Raw genomic sequence first — 16,897 nt, forward strand, 5'->3', positions numbered from 1 at the left:
TGTTATACTCAAATCTATGCTCATATCTTTAAATTCCTATTTTATAAAGTAATTGTACAGCCGCTATTTTGAACTACCTTAGAGGCAACTTCATTTCCAAGTATACAAGATTCTTCTATTGAAAAACCAGATGCAATACCAGACATAAAGGCAGCAGTATGTGAGTCTCCGGCGCCAATTGTATCAACTACATCTACTTTTTTAGAAGGTACTATATTAGTGCCCTGGGATGTACAATATAAAGTGCCATCTCCACCTAAAGTTGCAATAACAGGGTTATTTGTTATATCATATAATTTCCTAGCTGCTTTATCAATATCTTCTTCACCGGATAATAAAATGAGTTCCATTTTGTTTAACTCTAAAATAGTATTCATAGTAAGCAATTTTTTTAAAATTTTTTTATCAATATTTTTAACTCTAGGACCTGGATCAAATATTATGAGACAACTTTCCTTTTTGTTTTCAAGTGCTTTTAAAATAACATTCCCACTGTTGCCGCCTTCTTGAAATTGATATCCTGAAATATAAATATAATCATAATCTTTTATAGTAACTTTATTAAACCATTCAGGTTTCCAGTTTGTTTCAATTCCTTGAATTGTGACAAAAGTTCTTTCACCACCGTTTTCAACAAAAGATAAGCACCATCCATTATCCATACATTCATCTTCTGCAAACAAATTGCGATTATCTTTTAGAAGCTGTTTCTTTATTATATCAGCATGTATTCCAGTACCTATAGGTACAAATAAGTCATGATTAATATTAAGATGATTTAATATTTTTGATATGTTATATGCACAGCCGCCTACATTGGTTTCTTTTTGAATGCCTGTTATATCTTCACCGCTTTTGGGTAAAGTATCTATTTTTATAAGCATATCAAGTATAGCTGAACCCAATATCATAATCTTTTTATTTGAATTCAATTTTTTAATTAGATCTTCACTTTTATTCATTTAATTCACCACCAGTACTTTCAGTATATACTGTTGATTTGCCACTTAGTACTCCAATGAAATAATAAACAGCTCCGCTTACTACAAATGTTAAAAGTACATTTAAGCTATTACCTTTAAAAATACCTACAGCAAATGGCCCATTAAATATGAATGTATTTGAGAATAATAATCCTACAACAAAACCAATAAGCCAGCTTATAACTCCTCTATAATTTATAGGATTGAAATTCTTATCTTCAAGCAACTTCCTTGAATAACCATGTTTTTTTCTTATAAATAGATAATCTATGAAAAATACAGATGACCATGCAGCTAGAAGCTTACCAAGTATTCCTAGAAAACTTTCCAATGTCCCCTGAAAGTCTTGTGCTATAAATAAAATATATGATGGAAGTATAATTATTATAAGAGCCTGAAATATTACTACTGAAGCATTTTTAGCATGAATATTTATAGCATCCAAAAGAAGTTTTGAAGATTTCAAACCTAAGAAACATTGAGGGGTTAGTCCACCTATGGCAGTTAAGTAATATATAATTGCAATCCACCTAGGTAAAGCACCTCTTATTACTTGTGTTGGATTTGATGAATTAGCTAAGTCTGGAACTGCAGTAGATAATAATAAACCTACACCCATTATAATTATTAATGGAACTGCACCACCTAAGGTTACAGAAGCAGCCACTGATCTTGATGAATTTTTAGGATTTTGATGACAGCTATAATCAGCTGATGCACTTGACCAGCTTATTCCTGTCCCTGCCATAACAAAAGCTACAGCTGGTAGAAAGTTACCTATCCAACTTCCACTTTTCATATTCAACAATAAATTCCAATTTGTTTTTGGAATAAGTATTGCAAGTATAATAAGGGTCAATGAACCAAATAAATAAGTGAAAATTGTCTGTATTTTAATCAGAGTTTCATGGCTGAAAAGTACAGAAATAAGTACTAATATTATGAAAATACCAAGGCTGATAGCAGTTAATATATTGTTTGATTTAAATCCAAGAGTTACAAATAAAGATACTGTAGTTAAAGTTCCCGTACATACATTTATTGATAGCCAACCCATATGACCAACTAATGCAATTATTGATGGAATATAATTTCCCTTAAATCCAAAAGGTGCTCTTGATAAGATAAAAGTTATTGCTCCGGTTTCTTTCCCCGCTAGACTCATAATACCAACTAAAATAAAAGAGAGAGAACCTACTATAGTTACTAGAACTGATTGAAAAAAGCTTAATTTAAAACCTATAATTATAGCACCATAGACAAGACCTAGTATACCTATGTTTGCTGCACACCATAGAAAAAATAAATCTAAGGGTTTACCGTTTCTTTCTTCATGGGGTAAAAAAATTGAAGTTTTTTTTGATTCATTCATTTTTAACACTCCTTTAAAATTTTTATTATTTTAACCTTTGTTCAAATATTTTTTGTGAATAGTAGTTAAAGTCAACTTTGTTACTCATATTTATCAAGTTGATCCACTTTGTGCCTATAGCTTTAACTCCAACTTTAGCTCCACAAATAGCAGTAGCCATAGCACCTATAGTATCTGTGTCACCACCTAAATTTGCACACATTAAACTACATTTTTCAGGATTTTTTGTAAAATAAGCTATTGCCAGTGCTGAAGGGACTGCTTCACTTGTCAATGTCCCGCAGCCTATAATATCATATATTTTTTGCCCGAATTTTTCTTCATCATCTTTATATTTCATTGCTATATCAAGGGCAAGTTTTAGTCTTTCCGATAGAGAAGCAGAAAATGTTTCATACCCATAATGTTTAGCAATTTCAAAAACATCTAATGAATCTTTTATAATTGTATTCCAATCCTTATCTTCTATAGCTGAACTTACAGCAGCTGCTATCATGGAAGCACCGCTTATAGCAACATCAGTTTTATGGGTGACTTCACTTATTTTATATACATAATCTACAAGATCTTCTTTATTATCACTTTTAAATAAACACCCAATAGGTGCAATTCTCATGGCAGCTCCATTAGTAAGTGCTTTAGAAGTATAAATTTCAGCATCTTCTCCATTTTGAATTGCATTTAAAGCAGCTTTGGAGCTTGGCCCAAGAATATTTTTGTCAAAGGCATTGGTTTTTATTGCCCAATTTATTAAATTTGAAGCAATTATTTTTTTATCTGGGATGAAGTTATTTTGCATTAATGAATCTAATATTACTAGTGCCTGGGCTGTATCGTCTGTAAATTCACCTTTACTTAATCCTATTGCAGTCTCATTTTCAGATGGACTATCTAGAAAATAATTTATTTTGCCAAAGAAACTTTTTATTTTTCGTCTGCTCCAGAGTTCAGAGGGCATACCCATTGAATCACCTATTGCCATACCATATAAGGTACCAAGAATTTTGTTTTCCATAATTATCACTCCTATAATTTTGAGAACGTTATCATAAACATTAATAACTAACAATAATAATAATATATATGCATATACGGTTATACGTACAAGTTAATTATAATTAACTTGTACGTATATGTCAATGCTAAAATTATTTATACCAGATTATAAAAGTCAATACTGATTTATTCGTTTATATTTGTAACAATTTTCATTTTCATGTTGGGACTGTATAAAATTTCTAATTTTTCAATTTTTAAGTTATCCTCAGCGTAAACAAATCCTGTAACTTTTATAAGAGGTATATCCTCCGTATATTCTAGTATTTCCTTAGTTTTATTATCTCCTATTACGGAATTTAATTCGAGGGAAGCTGTCTTTGGAAATATTTTATATTCCTTTTTCATAACATGATATAATGACTCTTTTGAAAAGTCATGTTTATCTATATTTTTAAAAATTGATAAAGGTATTAAGGAAGAATCTATTGTAAGCCATGATATACCAAGTTCTTTTTTTATTCCTCTTGCTCTTACAAGCTTAAAAAATTTTTTGTTATCTTTTACAATAATATTTTTTTCAAGTACTTTTGATACAGGAATTTCATATTTATTAATCGCATAATCTGTAAATCCTCCGAAATTCCACATATTATGTTTTATATCGCAAAGATTTACAAATGTTCCTTTACCTTGAACTTGTTTTACTAACCCTGCATTGGATAGGTTTGAAATAGCTTTCCTTATTGTTGTTCTAGTTACACAATACTTTTTCATAAGGCTAGATTCAGAAGGTATCATATCACCATTTTTATATTTGCCTGAAATAATATCTTGTTTAATTATGTTTTGTAATTGTACGTATTTAGGAATAGAATAGTTGTCTATCATTTACATTCTCCTTCATTTTGAGTAACTACATAAAGAGATTTCATAATATGTAGAGATTAATATATCATATAATAATTATATCAAATTTCATTCAAATAAAAAATATTTATGATGTACAATATAGTTGACCAATCAGTTATGCAATGCTATTTTATTTATTAATGGAAAGAGCAAATGATATGAATAATAAGGCAGCAACTTTGATCAGACTAACTAGTAACATATATATATGTATACAGGCTTATTTTGATAAAAAACTTGAAAGATTTAAAAAATGGAAAAGCATTTTTAGGAGGATGAGTGAAGGTTGAAGAAAATTGAAAGTGAAATGAACAAAAAAAAGTGGTTGATCCTGATTACAGTTGTTTCTGCTACATTTATGTCAACACTTGACGGCAGCATTGTAAATGTAGCACTGCCGGATATGGCATCTAAATTAAATGTAGGAATGTCAGGTATTACATGGGTTGTTACCAGTTTTTTAATAACTGTTGCAGCAACTATTTTAATATTTGGAAGACTTGGGGATATGATAGGAAAGACAAAAGTTTTTAAATTTGGAGTCGTTCTTTTTACCATAGGTTCGCTGCTGTGCGGGCTCACAAGTTCACTGCCACTACTCGTAACAGCAAGAGTTATACAAGCAGTAGGAGCATCAGCTACAATGGCTACTAATCAGGGAATCATAACTCACGTCTTCCCGGCTAACGAGAGGGGGAGGGCACTTGGAGTTTTAGGTACATTTGTGGCATTGGGTTCTATGGCAGGTCCTCCAATTGGGGGTATTATTGTTTCTGCTGTAAGCTGGGAATATATATTTTTAATAAACATACCTATAGGAATAATTGTATTTATACTTACATTAAAGATATTTCCTAAAGCACATACTACCTCTGATGAAAAACTAGATATAAAAGGAGCTTTACTATTTATAGTAGCTACAGTTTCATTGTTTGGAGCATTGGGACAAGGCCAGGTAAAAAGTTATGACAATATATTTATAATTTCAGCCTTTGTAATTTCATTTATAACTTTCGTATTGTTTATTATAGTAGAACATAAAATAAGCATGCCAATTTTGCAATTGAGCATTTTTAAAAACAGCTTATTTTCAATAAGTATAATATGTGCTTTTATTTCATTTATTGCAATTAGTGCATCAAATATAATACTTCCCTTTTACTTTCAGGACACATTGAAATTTTCACCGGCAGCATCTGGAATTCTCATGATGGTATCTCCTATTGTTTTATCTGTAGTGGCTCCTTTTAGTGGATATATGTCAGATAAAATTGGATCAGAAATACTTACATTATTTGGACTTAGTTTTACGAGTTTGGGGTTGTTCTTCTTATCTAGTTTAAATGAAAGGTCCACTGTACTTTTGATCATAGCTTATATAGGAATTATGACTCTAGGAAATGGAATGTTTCAATCTCCTAATAATTCGCTAGTTATGTCTACTGTTAGTAGAGATAAGCTTGGAATAGCAGGAAGTGTAAATGCTCTTATTAGAAATTTAGGATTTGTTCTAGGCACATCTCTTTCTACTTTATTACTTTACAACAGGATGAGTTATAAAATCGGGTACAGAGTGGTGGATTATATAAAAGGCAGAGATGATGTTTTTATTTATGGCATGAAATCAGTATATATAAGCGTTGGAATTATGTGTTTATTTGGAGTTTTGATAACTGCATTAAGGTTTTACTATAGTAAAAAATCAAAGGGATTATATATGAAAGGGTGATTTAGTATGAGTTATAGAGTTTTGATTACAGAAAATATATATGAAGAAGGCAAGGATTATCTTAGAAGTCATGGGTATGAATTAAAAATGGCTTCTGATATTTCAGAAAATGTTTTGGTAGAGGAAGTAAAAGACTGTGATGCAATATTAGTTAGAATGGCAAACATTACTGAAAAAATTATGAAATCAGGAACAAAGTTGAAAGTCATATCTAAATTTGGTGTTGGAGTGGATAATATAGACGTTGAAGCTGCATCAAGTCTTGGAATAAGAGTTACCAATTCTCCTGAATCCAATAAAAACAGTGTTGCTGAGTATACTATGGGACTTATATTGGCACTTGCCAAAAAATTACTTATTTATGATAGAGAACTTAGAGATGGAAATTTTCAAATAAGAAAAAGTTTTGGAATGGATCTTGAAGGTAAAACTCTTGGAATTATAGGCGTTGGTAATATAGGGAAGCTTGTTGCTTTAAAGGCTTCAAAGGGATTTGGTATGAAAGTCATAGGGTTCAAGAGAAATGCAACTTCAAGACAAATAGATAATATAGAAGTTACTGAGGATTTAGATTACGTACTGAAAAATTCTGATTTTATAAGCTTGCATGTTCCACTTACGGAGAAGACAAAGGGCATGATAGGTAAAAAGGAGCTATCTCTTATGAAGCCTGAAGCATTTCTTATAAATACAGCACGGGGAGAAGTGGTTGATGAAGATGCTCTACTTGAAGCACTTTTGCAAAATAAAATTGCTGGAGCTGCCATTGATGTATTTAAAGGAGAAGAACCATCTGGAGGTAATCCTCTTTTTAAGCTTGAAAATGTAATTGTAACACATCATACTGCAGCACATACAGAAGAAGCAGGTATAAGAATGTCTGTTCATCCAGCCATTGGTATAGATGAAGTGTTAAGTGGCAGAAAGCCTTCCTGGCCGGTAAATTAGCATAATCTTTCTAGGTGTATTCACTTTACATAAAGCAAAATTACTATAAAAAATTTTTTGCCATTTTTTTAAAAAATTTAACTTGACAAATGTGCTAGCACCTGTTATCATATTATTTGTTAACCGCTAAAGTATAGAAATTAACAGCGGATACAAATATGCCGAAGTGGTGGAATTGGCAGACGCAACGGATTCAAAATCCGTCGTTGGTGACAACATGCGGGTTCGACTCCCGCCTCCGGCACCATGAATATCAACGTTTAAGAGCATTTTGGAATTTATTCCAAAGTGTTCTTTTTAGGTTTATGTCCTCCAAATGTCCTCCAAAAAAATATCACAAATTGAAACAGATTAAAACAAAATAACAAAAAAATGATCTCGCGTTAGAACTTAAAAAGATGAAATTAAAGGAGTAATTGAGAGGAGCGTTAAAAGATAAAAAGAAAGATATATCGAGATATATGAATATAATTTAACGCAATTGAAATATTTGAATGAAAAATAAGTATACAAATTTGCAAAATTGTTATACTATAATAGTAACAGAACTTACAGCGCCTCTTAACAATGCGAACCGTGTAAGTCATTAAACTTGTTATATTATTGTAAATCCACCGCGCCTCTTAACAATGCGAACCGGGTGGATTTTTAGATATATGTGGAGGGTTTATGGAAGATGAGATAAAGCTTAAAGAACCTAGGACATTTGAAGAACAATTAGAAATATTAAAAGATAAACATATGAAAATAGGTAATGATGATAAGGCTATTAATGTTTTAAAGATAACAAATTACTACAGATTAACTGCGTATGCATTGCAATTTAATAAAAATGATGATTATGCTTATAAAATTTCTTTCGAGGATATGTACAAACTGTATGAATTTGATAAAGCATTAAGAAGTTTAATTTTAGATATATTGGAAGATATAGAAATAGCATTTAGAACATATATGGCATATAGTTTATCAATTAAATATGGTACTGAGGCATATAAAAACTCAGACTTATTTAAAGATGAAAGATTTTATAATGGATATGACGATGTTGCAGGAAAACATCATAAAGGATTAATTGATGAAATAAAACTTGAAATCCATAATAATAGAAAAGAATTATTTGTAAAGCATCATTTAATTAAATATAAGGGACGTTTCCCAATATGGGTACTAGTAGAAATATTTTCGTTCGGTATGTTATCAAGAACGTATTCTAATTTAAATACAGCTGATCAAAAAGATATATCTAGAAATTGTTTTAACATAAATAATCAGTTGTTGGAAAGTTGGGCTGAAAATTTGTCATACATTAGGAATATATGTGCGCATTATGGTAGATTATACAATAAGAAAATGGCAATAATACCTAAATTACATAATAGATATAACGAATATAAAGAAAGTATAAATTCAAATAGATTATTTATATCTATATTAGGTATAAAAGAACTTACGAAAAATGGTAGTAAATGGGGCATATTTCAGAACAAATTAAAAAAGTTACTTAATGAGTATAAAGATGTTATAGATTTAAGATTGATTGGTTTTCCTGAGAATTGGGTAGAAATATTATCAAAGTAGCATATCAACGTTTAAGAGCATTTTGGAATTTATTCCAAAGTGCTCTTTTTGGGTTTATGTCCTCCAAATGTCCTCCAAAAAAATATCACAAATTAAAACAGATTAAAACAAAATAGCAAAAACCTGTATGTAGTTTAAAAGAAATATTTTGCTTTTTCATATTATGCTATAATAATAGGAAGTATAAATTTTGGGACCGAAGGAATGGTAAAATATGACTAAACAATTAGAATATAAATCCACAATAAAATCGATGCCTTACCTTTATATAGAAACAAAAAAGGCTGCAAGCCTTATTTTAAAAGGATTTAATGATTCTGAAATAAAAAATATGTCTATTAAAGAAAATATTTTTCAGATGAAATCTGAAGCACGAAAAAAAGAAATTGCGTCAATAACATTAAAAAGATTAAAGAGTTTAGATGAATTCCTACTTGATAAATTAGTAAATGGGGATTTGGAAACGAGTAAGCAAATTGCGATTTATATGATTATGAAAACTGATAGGCTATTTTTTGAGTTTATGAGCGAAGTTTATAGGGACAAAAATATCTTGAGGGAAAAATATATTACAGATAGTGACTTTAATGTTTACTTCCAAAGAAAATGTGAACAAAGTGATACTGTAGCATCATGGAAGGAATATACCTTTTATAAACTCAAACAGGTAGTTACTAGAATTCTTTTTGAAGCAGGATTCATTAAAAATCAAAAGGGTGATAAGGAAATAACTATACCAATAGTAGATTGTGACTTAGCACAACATTTAAAAGAAATAGGTGACGGTATATACTTAGAAGTGATGTTAGTACATAAGTCTTAAGTAGAAGTTATATGAAAAACTTGTAAAGGATAACGAGGCGGATTATTAAGTTGTTAAAATGCCTAGAGGAGAGTTAAAAAATGAAAACTATATATCAAAGATTGGATGGAATAATACCTAAGATTACAGATAAATCCTTTAGGGAAAATAAAGGGTTAGGTAATGAGATAAGTTATTATATATTTGATTATGAACCTAAGTATGAACTCTTGGTAAGAGATCATATTGAGTTCATAAAACAAAAGATTAGTGATGAATATTCCGATATTAATATAAAAGAATTTGATTTATATGAAATAATATTAGAGGTAATGAATAAAAAAGGATATCTGCAAAAAAACATTGAAATGGAGAAGAAAAAAGGCAGCAAATATGTTTTTAATGCTATTAGAAAATCACTTAGATTGACTCTTAAAAATGATATGGTTTTGGATTATATAGTAAATAGAGTTGAACCTAATGATATTGTGTTTATAACTGGTGTTGGCAAAGCATGGCCAATTATGCGTTCACATACAGTATTGAATAATTTACATAATGCAGTTGATCAAGTGCCTGTAGTTATGTTTTTTCCAGGGGAATATGATGGCTTAGAATTGATTTTATTTAATGAGATCAAAGATGATAATTATTATAGGGCATTTCAATTAATAGATAAGTATTAAATACTAAGATACGGAGGGGTTTAAGCATGGAACTTAAGAAGATGTTCTTAAAGGATATAGAAAGGGATATAAAAGGAGTTATTAAAGTAGGACAGGATGATGAATCTGATATTTTTCAAGAACTAGATGAATATGTAGTTACAAATGAATTACTAGGACATTTTGGTGACTTCTTTGAAGCATATAAAAAGGGTATATTAGATCATACAGATAAAATGGGAGTTTGGATATCAGGTTTCTTTGGTTCTGGTAAATCACATTTTCTAAAAATATTATCATATTTGCTGGAGAACAGGGTGGTAAATGGCAAAAAGTCTATTGAATACTTTGATAATAAAGTTTACGATCCAATGGTTGTGGCAGATATGAAACAGGCAGGGGATATTACAGCAGATGTTATTTTATTTAATATTGATTCAAAGAGTGAATCAGATTCTAAGGCAGACAAAGATTCCATATTAAAAGTATTTAATAAGGTGTTTAATGAAATGCAAGGCTTTTGTGGTTCGATTGCCTGGGTAGCAGATTTAGAAAGACAAATGGTTAAAGATGAAGTGTATGAGGATTTTAAGGCAGAGTTTGAAAAGATATCAGGGAGCATTTGGGAAGATGCAAGAGAAGATTTTTTCTATGAGGAAGACTCTATTGTAGAGGCATTATCTAAAACTACTAAAATGAGTGAAGAAACAGCAAGAGATTGGTACAACAAAGCAGAAGAAAATTATAGTTTAAGTATAGAGAAGTTTGCTCAAAGGGTTAAAGAATATATTGAAACAAAAGGTAAAAATCATCATGTACTTTTTTTAGTGGATGAGATTGGACAATACATAGGCAGCGATTCTCAGTTAATGCTAAATTTGCAAACAGTCGTTGAAGATTTAGGAACATACTGTGGTGGTAAAGCATGGGTTATCGTTACTAGTCAGCAAGATATAGACTCTGTAACAAAGGTAAAAGGAAACGATTTTAGTAAAATTCAAGGCAGATTTAATACTAGATTGTCACTATCATCTGCAAATGTAGATGAAGTAATTAAAAAGCGTATACTACAAAAAAAACCAGGAGCAGCAGATTCATTGAAATTGCTGTATGAAGATAAGTGTTCTATATTAAAGAATTTAATAACCTTTTCAAATGATACGGCAGAAATGAAAGTATATGAAAACGAAAATGATTTTGCCGAAGTGTATCCATTTATACCTTATCAGTTTAATTTACTTCAATCGGTATTTACAGGAATTAGAATACATGGTGCATCTGGTAAGCATTTAGCTGAAGGTGAAAGATCACTACTTAGCGCATTTCAAGAGTCATCAATTAAATATGAAAATGAAGAAATGGGCGTATTAATACCATTTTCAGCATTCTATGATACCATAGAATCATTTTTAGATGCTAATATAAAAACGGTCATAATTCACGCAAAAAATAACTCGAAACTTAACGAGGAAGATGTAGAAGTATTAAAACTTTTATTTATGATTAAGTATGTAAAAGAAATACCTTCAAATCTTGAAAATATATCTACATTATTAGTTAAGCATATAGATGATGATAAATTAGAGATTAAAAAGAAAGTAGAGGAGTCATTAAAAAAATTAGTAAGACAAACCCTTATTCAAAAAAATGGAGAAGAATATATATTCCTAACTCACGAAGAGCAGGATGTTAATAGGGAAATTAAGAGTATAAAAATTGATATTGGAGAAGTCATACAAAAAGTTGGTGGAACAATATTTGAAGAAATTTATACTGAAAAGAAATATAGGTATTCTTCAAAATATGATTTCCCATACAATGCAATGACAGATGACATACCAAGAGGTCAACAAAATAATGAAATTGGGTTAAAAGTAATTACACCTTATTTTGAAACAGGTGTAGATCTTACCCATCAAGAATTAAAACTGATGTCTGCAAGAGAGAATAATGTAATTATAAAATTACCAAATGATACAGCATTCCTAGAGGAAATGGAAGAAATATTAAAAATTCAAGCATATCTAAGAGTAAAAAGTGGTACTGCATCAACACAGGTCATAGAGGATATAAAAACTAGAAAATCAAGAGAAGTTTCCGAAAGAAAAGATAGAGTTAAAAATCTATTAATTGAAGGGTTAAAAACTGCTGAAATATTTGCAAATTCGGAGCTTTTGGATATTAAAGAAAAGAACCCGGTTGAACGTATAAATGATGCATTTAAGATATTAATAGATACCCTATATAGCAAACTAAATTATATTAAAGAATATATAGATAGTTCAAGAGAGTTACAAGATATTCTATTAAACAATAATGTTCAGGGAAGTTTTATTGAAGAAAAAAATAAGTTAGCAATAGATGAAGTAAATAGTTATATTGAAAGAAATACATCAAGAAACATTCCTATGACCATGAAAGGAATTATAGGATTATATTCAAAAGCACCCTATGGATGGGTAGAACTTGATATTGCAGCAATAATAATAAAATTATTTAAGGCTCAAGAAATAAAGATAGAGTATAATAGTCAATATTTAACTACTGATGATAGGGATGTAGTAAAGTATTTAACAAAGAGGGATTATATAGATAAAGTATTAGTTAAGAAGAGAGCAAAAACTCCAATAAAATATATAACTAATGTTAAAGAATTATGTAAAGAATTATTTAATTATTCTGCTGTGCCTGCTGATGAAGATGGACTTATGAGTAGGTTTAAAGACTTAACACAGGGAGAAATAGCAAGTATAAGAGAACTCCTAGTATATTATAAGCAAGCAAATTACCCAGGTAAAGATATACTTGATGAAGGAAAGAGAATTTTTGATGAGGTAATAAGTATAAAAGATACTATGGAGTTTTATGAAAAATGTTATGAGTTAAAGGATGACTTTTTAGATTATGCAGATTATTCTGAGGATGTAAAAAAATTCTTTAAGAATCAAAAGAAATTCTTTGATGATGCTTTAGAAAAAATTGAAATCTATGATAAAAATAAGACTTATGTTTTAGATGAACAGGCTATAGATTTAATACAAAAGATTAATGAGATAGTTAGAGGTAAAGAACCATATTCTAAGATACCTCAATTGCCAGGATTGATTGAAGAGTTTTCAAATAGATTTACTGATTTACTAGAAGTAGAATGTGAGCCAGTAAGAAAGGTAATTCAATTAGACTGCGAGAAAGTATTAAATGAGCTTAGTTTATATAAATTTAAAGATGAATTAAGTGCCAAGTTTCAAAAGAGATTTGATGATTTGATTGGTAGACTAGATAGAGCTAACAATTTCTATGAAGCAATAGCAATGAAAGAAGAAAGTGATAGATTAAAAATGCGTTCTTTTGAAGAAATATCAAAAGAAGTAGAAAGAAGAAAGCCGGAAGTAGTGCCAAATCCAAAACCAGCTGTAGGTGGCGGTGCTGATATAATAAGGGGAGAAAAGCCTCCAGTATATAAGATAAAGAAAACAAAGAATATAAGCATAGCCAACATACTTCATGGAGCAAAAACTATAGAAACTGAAGCTGATATTGATGAATTATTGAAGGATATAAAAGCAAAGTTAAAGCAAGAATTAAATGAAGATACCAGAATAAAACTTGTTTAAATAGTATTTTATACAAAACATATTGAAGTTTTGTTTTGTATAGATATATGAAGGGAAGATACTTATGGATAAATCTGCAATTAAGAACTTTGCAGTTAATGCAAGGGTTAAATTAAAAGGGCAAATAGAACAAAAGGCATATACTTTTGGCATAACAAAGAATGAAATAAAAAGTGTAGAAACTTTTGAAGATGCATTTGAGGTGAATGGCAATAGGTATGACAAAAGATTGCTTAAACATAGGGAAAGTTTAGTTAAAAAGATAAATGAAAAAGGGTTTGATCAAGTTATTGAAGAAGTCGCATATACCTGGTTTAATAGATTAATTGCCATTAGATTTATGGAAGTAAATGAATATTTACCTAGCGGGGTAAGGGTTTTATCATCTACTGATAGTAATAAAGCAGAACCTGATATCATTCGTGAAGCAGCAAACTTAGATTTTGAAAATTTAAATGTAGATTTAATTTATAAATTGCAGGATGAAAATAATACGGAAGAATTATTTAAGTATTTATTTATAAAACAGTGTAATGAACTTGGAAAAATAATGCCTGTAGTATTTGAAAAAATAGAAGATTATACGGAATTGTTATTACCTGATAATTTACTTCAAGAGGGTTCTATAATAAGAGATTTAGTAACGTCGATTACCGAAGAAGATTGGAAAGAGCAAGTAGAAATTATAGGATGGTTATATCAATATTACATTTCTGAAAAGAAAGATGAAGTTTTTGCAGACTTAAAGAAAAATAAAAAGATAACAAAGGAAAATATACCAGCAGCTACACAATTATTTACACCTGATTGGATAGTAAAGTACATGGTGGAAAATTCATTAGGAAGGCTTTGGCTAGAAAGCCATCCAGATGATGAATTAAAGGCTAAGTGGAAGTACTATTTAGAAGAAGCAAAGCAAGAGCCAGAGGTTATGAAACAGTTACAGGTTATAAGGGATGAAAATAAGGATTTAAAACCTGAAGATATAAAATTTCTAGATCCTTGTATGGGGTCGGGTCATATTCTTGTTTATGCATTTGATGTATTATATGACATTTATAAATCATCAGGATATTCAGAAAGAGAAATTCCTAAACTCATACTAGAAAAGAACCTTTATGGGTTAGATATAGATGATAGGGCAGTGCAATTATCATATTTTGCTGTTATGATGAAGGCCAGAAGTTATAGTAGAAGAATATTTAGAAAAAAAATAGACTTAAATGTGTGCTCTATTCAAGAGAGTAATGGATTTCCTAAAGAAGCCATAGATTTTTTTGCAAGTGGTAATGAATCATTAAAAGAAGATGTAGAGTATTTAATAAATGTATTTAATGATGCAAAGGAATATGGTTCTATATTAGAAGTTAAAGGGATTGATTTTGATGCAATTGAGAGAAGAATTGAAGAGATAAGAAATTGTGATACAACTGATTTATTTGAATTGCAGTATAAAAATATTATTTTAGAGAAGATACCTGATTTAGTTAAACAGGCTAAAATAATGAGTGAAAAGTATGATATAGTTTGTACCAATCCTCCTTATATGGGTAGTAATGGTATGAATAAAAAACTTAAAGATTATGTCGAAAAAAATTATGCTAATTCAAAAAGTGATTTATTTAGTGTTTTTATAGAAAAATGTATCATAATGACAAAAACAGATGGATTTACTTCGATGGTAACTATGCATTCTTGGATGTTTACAGGTTCATTCGAGAAATTAAGAAAAAGAATACTAGGTTGTACTAGTTTATACGCTATAGTACATTTAGGAATGGAAGCATTTGATAATATAATTGGAAAAGTAGTTCAAACAGTTTCGTTCATTGCTAGAAAGCATCATATAAGTGAGTTTAAACCAATAGGCATAAGACTAGTTGATTTTTATGACTCAAGAAGGTATGAAAAAGAAAGTCAATTTTTTAATTTAAATAATAGATATAGTAATGTTAAACAGTTAAGTTTTACTAAGATACCTGGAACACCTATTGCATATTGGGTAAGTAATAAAACTATGAGTATATTTGCTGAAGATAAAATCGATAAGTATGCTAATAGTTGTACTGGTATGCAAACTGGTGATAATGCAAAGTTTACAAGATACTGGTATGAAGTTAATATATACAAGACAAATATATGTACCCAGAATAATAATTGCAAATGGAATATGTACAATGAAGGTGGCAATCTACAAAAGTGGTATGGAAATCATTTAAGTGTTGTAAATTGGGAAAATAATGGGGAAGGAATAAGAAATAATAGAAGTTCAGTAATAAGAAATGAAGCGTACTATTTTAAAGAAGGAATAACGTGGAAAAGAATAGGTTCTTCTGGTATAGGACTAAGATATTTACCAAAGAATTTTATATTTGATCAATCTGGTGATTCATTATTTCCAAAAGATATTAGTAATTTAAAGTATTTTTTAGCATATTTCAATAGCAAGGTTGGGGAAGTATTTTTTAAAATAGTTTCTCCAACAATAAATCTGACTGCTGGAAATATAAAAAATATTCCGATAATTTTTCCAAGTAATATTGGAATTAAAGGACATATTAATGAGTTAGTTGATGAATGTATAGAAATGGCGAGAGATAACTGGGACTTATCTGAAATATCATGGGATTTCAGAAAACATATATTACTTTGCTATAAAAATGATTCATTAACCTTAGAAGAAAGTTTTAATAAGTTTAATTGTTATTCAGAAAATCAGTTTAATAAACTTAAAGAAAATCAAGAGGAAATAAATAGAATATTTATTGAGATTTATGGATTACAAGATGAATTGGATTCAAACGTAGATGACAAAGAGGTTACTTTTAAAAAAGCAAACAGAATACGTGATATTAAATCATTTATATCCTATTCAGTAGGATGTATGTTTGGAAGATATTCACTAGATGAAGAATGCTTAATTTATGCTGGTGGAGAATTTAATTCAGATAGATATAAAACTTTTAAAGTGGATATAGATAATGTAATTCCAATAACTGATGATGAATATTTTGAAGATGATATAGTAAGTCGTTTTGTAGAGTTTGTTAAGATAACCTTTAGTGAAGAAACATTAGAAGAAAATTTAGATTATATTGCTGATACTTTAGGTAAAAAGGGAAATGAAACCTCAAGGCAAACAATAAGAAGGTATTTCTTAAAAGACTTTTATAGGGTTTCTAAGTGATAATTTAACTTATACTAGGAAACTTCTAGCATAAGCTAATGAATGAATCTTAGCAAAATTAGAATTAAGTTCGTCAAAAAGAATTTTAATATCTGATACTAATTCCCA

At 29.5% G+C, this 16,897-nt stretch carries 11 protein-coding genes and 1 tRNA gene; 8 read left to right on the forward strand and 4 right to left on the reverse strand.

The features are described from left to right. Positions 1 to 41: 41 nt before the first annotated feature. The 4 genes from CLRAG_RS07645 to CLRAG_RS07660 all read right to left on the reverse strand — a co-directional run bounded on the left by CLRAG_RS07645 (position 42) and on the right by CLRAG_RS07660 (position 4,242). Entirely contained in the window at positions 42 to 962 is a 921-nt protein-coding gene (locus CLRAG_RS07645; RefSeq protein WP_065077872.1) for a PfkB family carbohydrate kinase, read from the reverse strand. Then, positions 955 to 2,355 (reverse strand): purine-cytosine permease family protein, encoded by a 1,401-nt coding sequence (locus tag CLRAG_RS07650; protein ID WP_065077873.1) that lies wholly within the window; start codon positions 2,353 to 2,355, stop codon positions 955 to 957. Before CLRAG_RS07650 ends, CLRAG_RS07645 begins: the two co-directional genes overlap by 8 nt. Before the next feature lie 25 nt (positions 2,356 to 2,380). After that, positions 2,381 to 3,370, reverse strand: coding sequence for an ADP-ribosylglycohydrolase family protein (locus CLRAG_RS07655; protein ID WP_065077874.1), 990 nt, complete (start codon positions 3,368 to 3,370; stop codon positions 2,381 to 2,383). A gap of 167 nt (positions 3,371 to 3,537) precedes the next feature. Beyond that, positions 3,538 to 4,242, reverse strand: coding sequence for a GntR family transcriptional regulator (locus tag CLRAG_RS07660; RefSeq protein ID WP_065077875.1), 705 nt, complete (start codon positions 4,240 to 4,242; stop codon positions 3,538 to 3,540). A 307-nt stretch (positions 4,243 to 4,549) separates the two neighbouring features. Between CLRAG_RS07660 and CLRAG_RS07665 the strand changes: the two genes are divergently transcribed. The 8 genes from CLRAG_RS07665 to pglX all read left to right on the forward strand — a co-directional run bounded on the left by CLRAG_RS07665 (position 4,550) and on the right by pglX (position 16,789). Further along, positions 4,550 to 5,992 carry an MFS transporter gene (locus CLRAG_RS07665; RefSeq protein WP_065077876.1) on the forward strand — a complete coding sequence of 481 codons (1,443 nt, stop codon included), beginning with the start codon at positions 4,550 to 4,552 and terminating at the stop codon, positions 5,990 to 5,992. Between the two features lie 6 nt (positions 5,993 to 5,998). Further along, entirely contained in the window at positions 5,999 to 6,940 is a 942-nt protein-coding gene (locus CLRAG_RS07670; RefSeq protein WP_065077877.1) for a hydroxyacid dehydrogenase, read from the forward strand. Positions 6,941 to 7,100: 160 nt separating this feature from the next. Further along, positions 7,101 to 7,187, forward strand: a tRNA-Leu gene (locus tag CLRAG_RS07675). Between the two features lie 422 nt (positions 7,188 to 7,609). Next, positions 7,610 to 8,521, forward strand: a complete 912-nt coding sequence (locus CLRAG_RS07680; RefSeq protein WP_083985597.1) for an Abi family protein — start codon at positions 7,610 to 7,612, stop codon at positions 8,519 to 8,521. 214 nt (positions 8,522 to 8,735) lie between these two features. After that, on the forward strand, positions 8,736 to 9,344 hold the full coding sequence (locus CLRAG_RS07685; protein WP_065077878.1) for a DUF1819 family protein: 609 nt from the start codon (positions 8,736 to 8,738) through the stop codon (positions 9,342 to 9,344). A gap of 80 nt (positions 9,345 to 9,424) precedes the next feature. Continuing rightward, complete coding sequence (locus CLRAG_RS07690; protein ID WP_065077879.1) at positions 9,425 to 10,009, forward strand: DUF1788 domain-containing protein; 585 nt, start codon at positions 9,425 to 9,427, stop codon at positions 10,007 to 10,009. A gap of 26 nt (positions 10,010 to 10,035) precedes the next feature. Then, complete coding sequence (gene brxC / locus CLRAG_RS07695; protein WP_065077880.1) at positions 10,036 to 13,602, forward strand: BREX system P-loop protein BrxC; 3,567 nt, start codon at positions 10,036 to 10,038, stop codon at positions 13,600 to 13,602. 64 nt (positions 13,603 to 13,666) lie between these two features. After that, a complete protein-coding gene (gene pglX, locus CLRAG_RS07700; RefSeq protein ID WP_083985599.1) occupies positions 13,667 to 16,789 on the forward strand; it encodes a BREX-1 system adenine-specific DNA-methyltransferase PglX in 3,123 nt (1,040 codons plus the stop codon). Positions 16,790 to 16,897: the final 108 nt, after the last annotated feature.

Origin of the sequence: Clostridium ragsdalei P11, assembly GCF_001675165.1 — a bacterium.
In the GTDB taxonomy this organism is placed as follows: Bacteria; Bacillota; Clostridia; order Clostridiales; family Clostridiaceae; genus Clostridium_B; species Clostridium_B ragsdalei.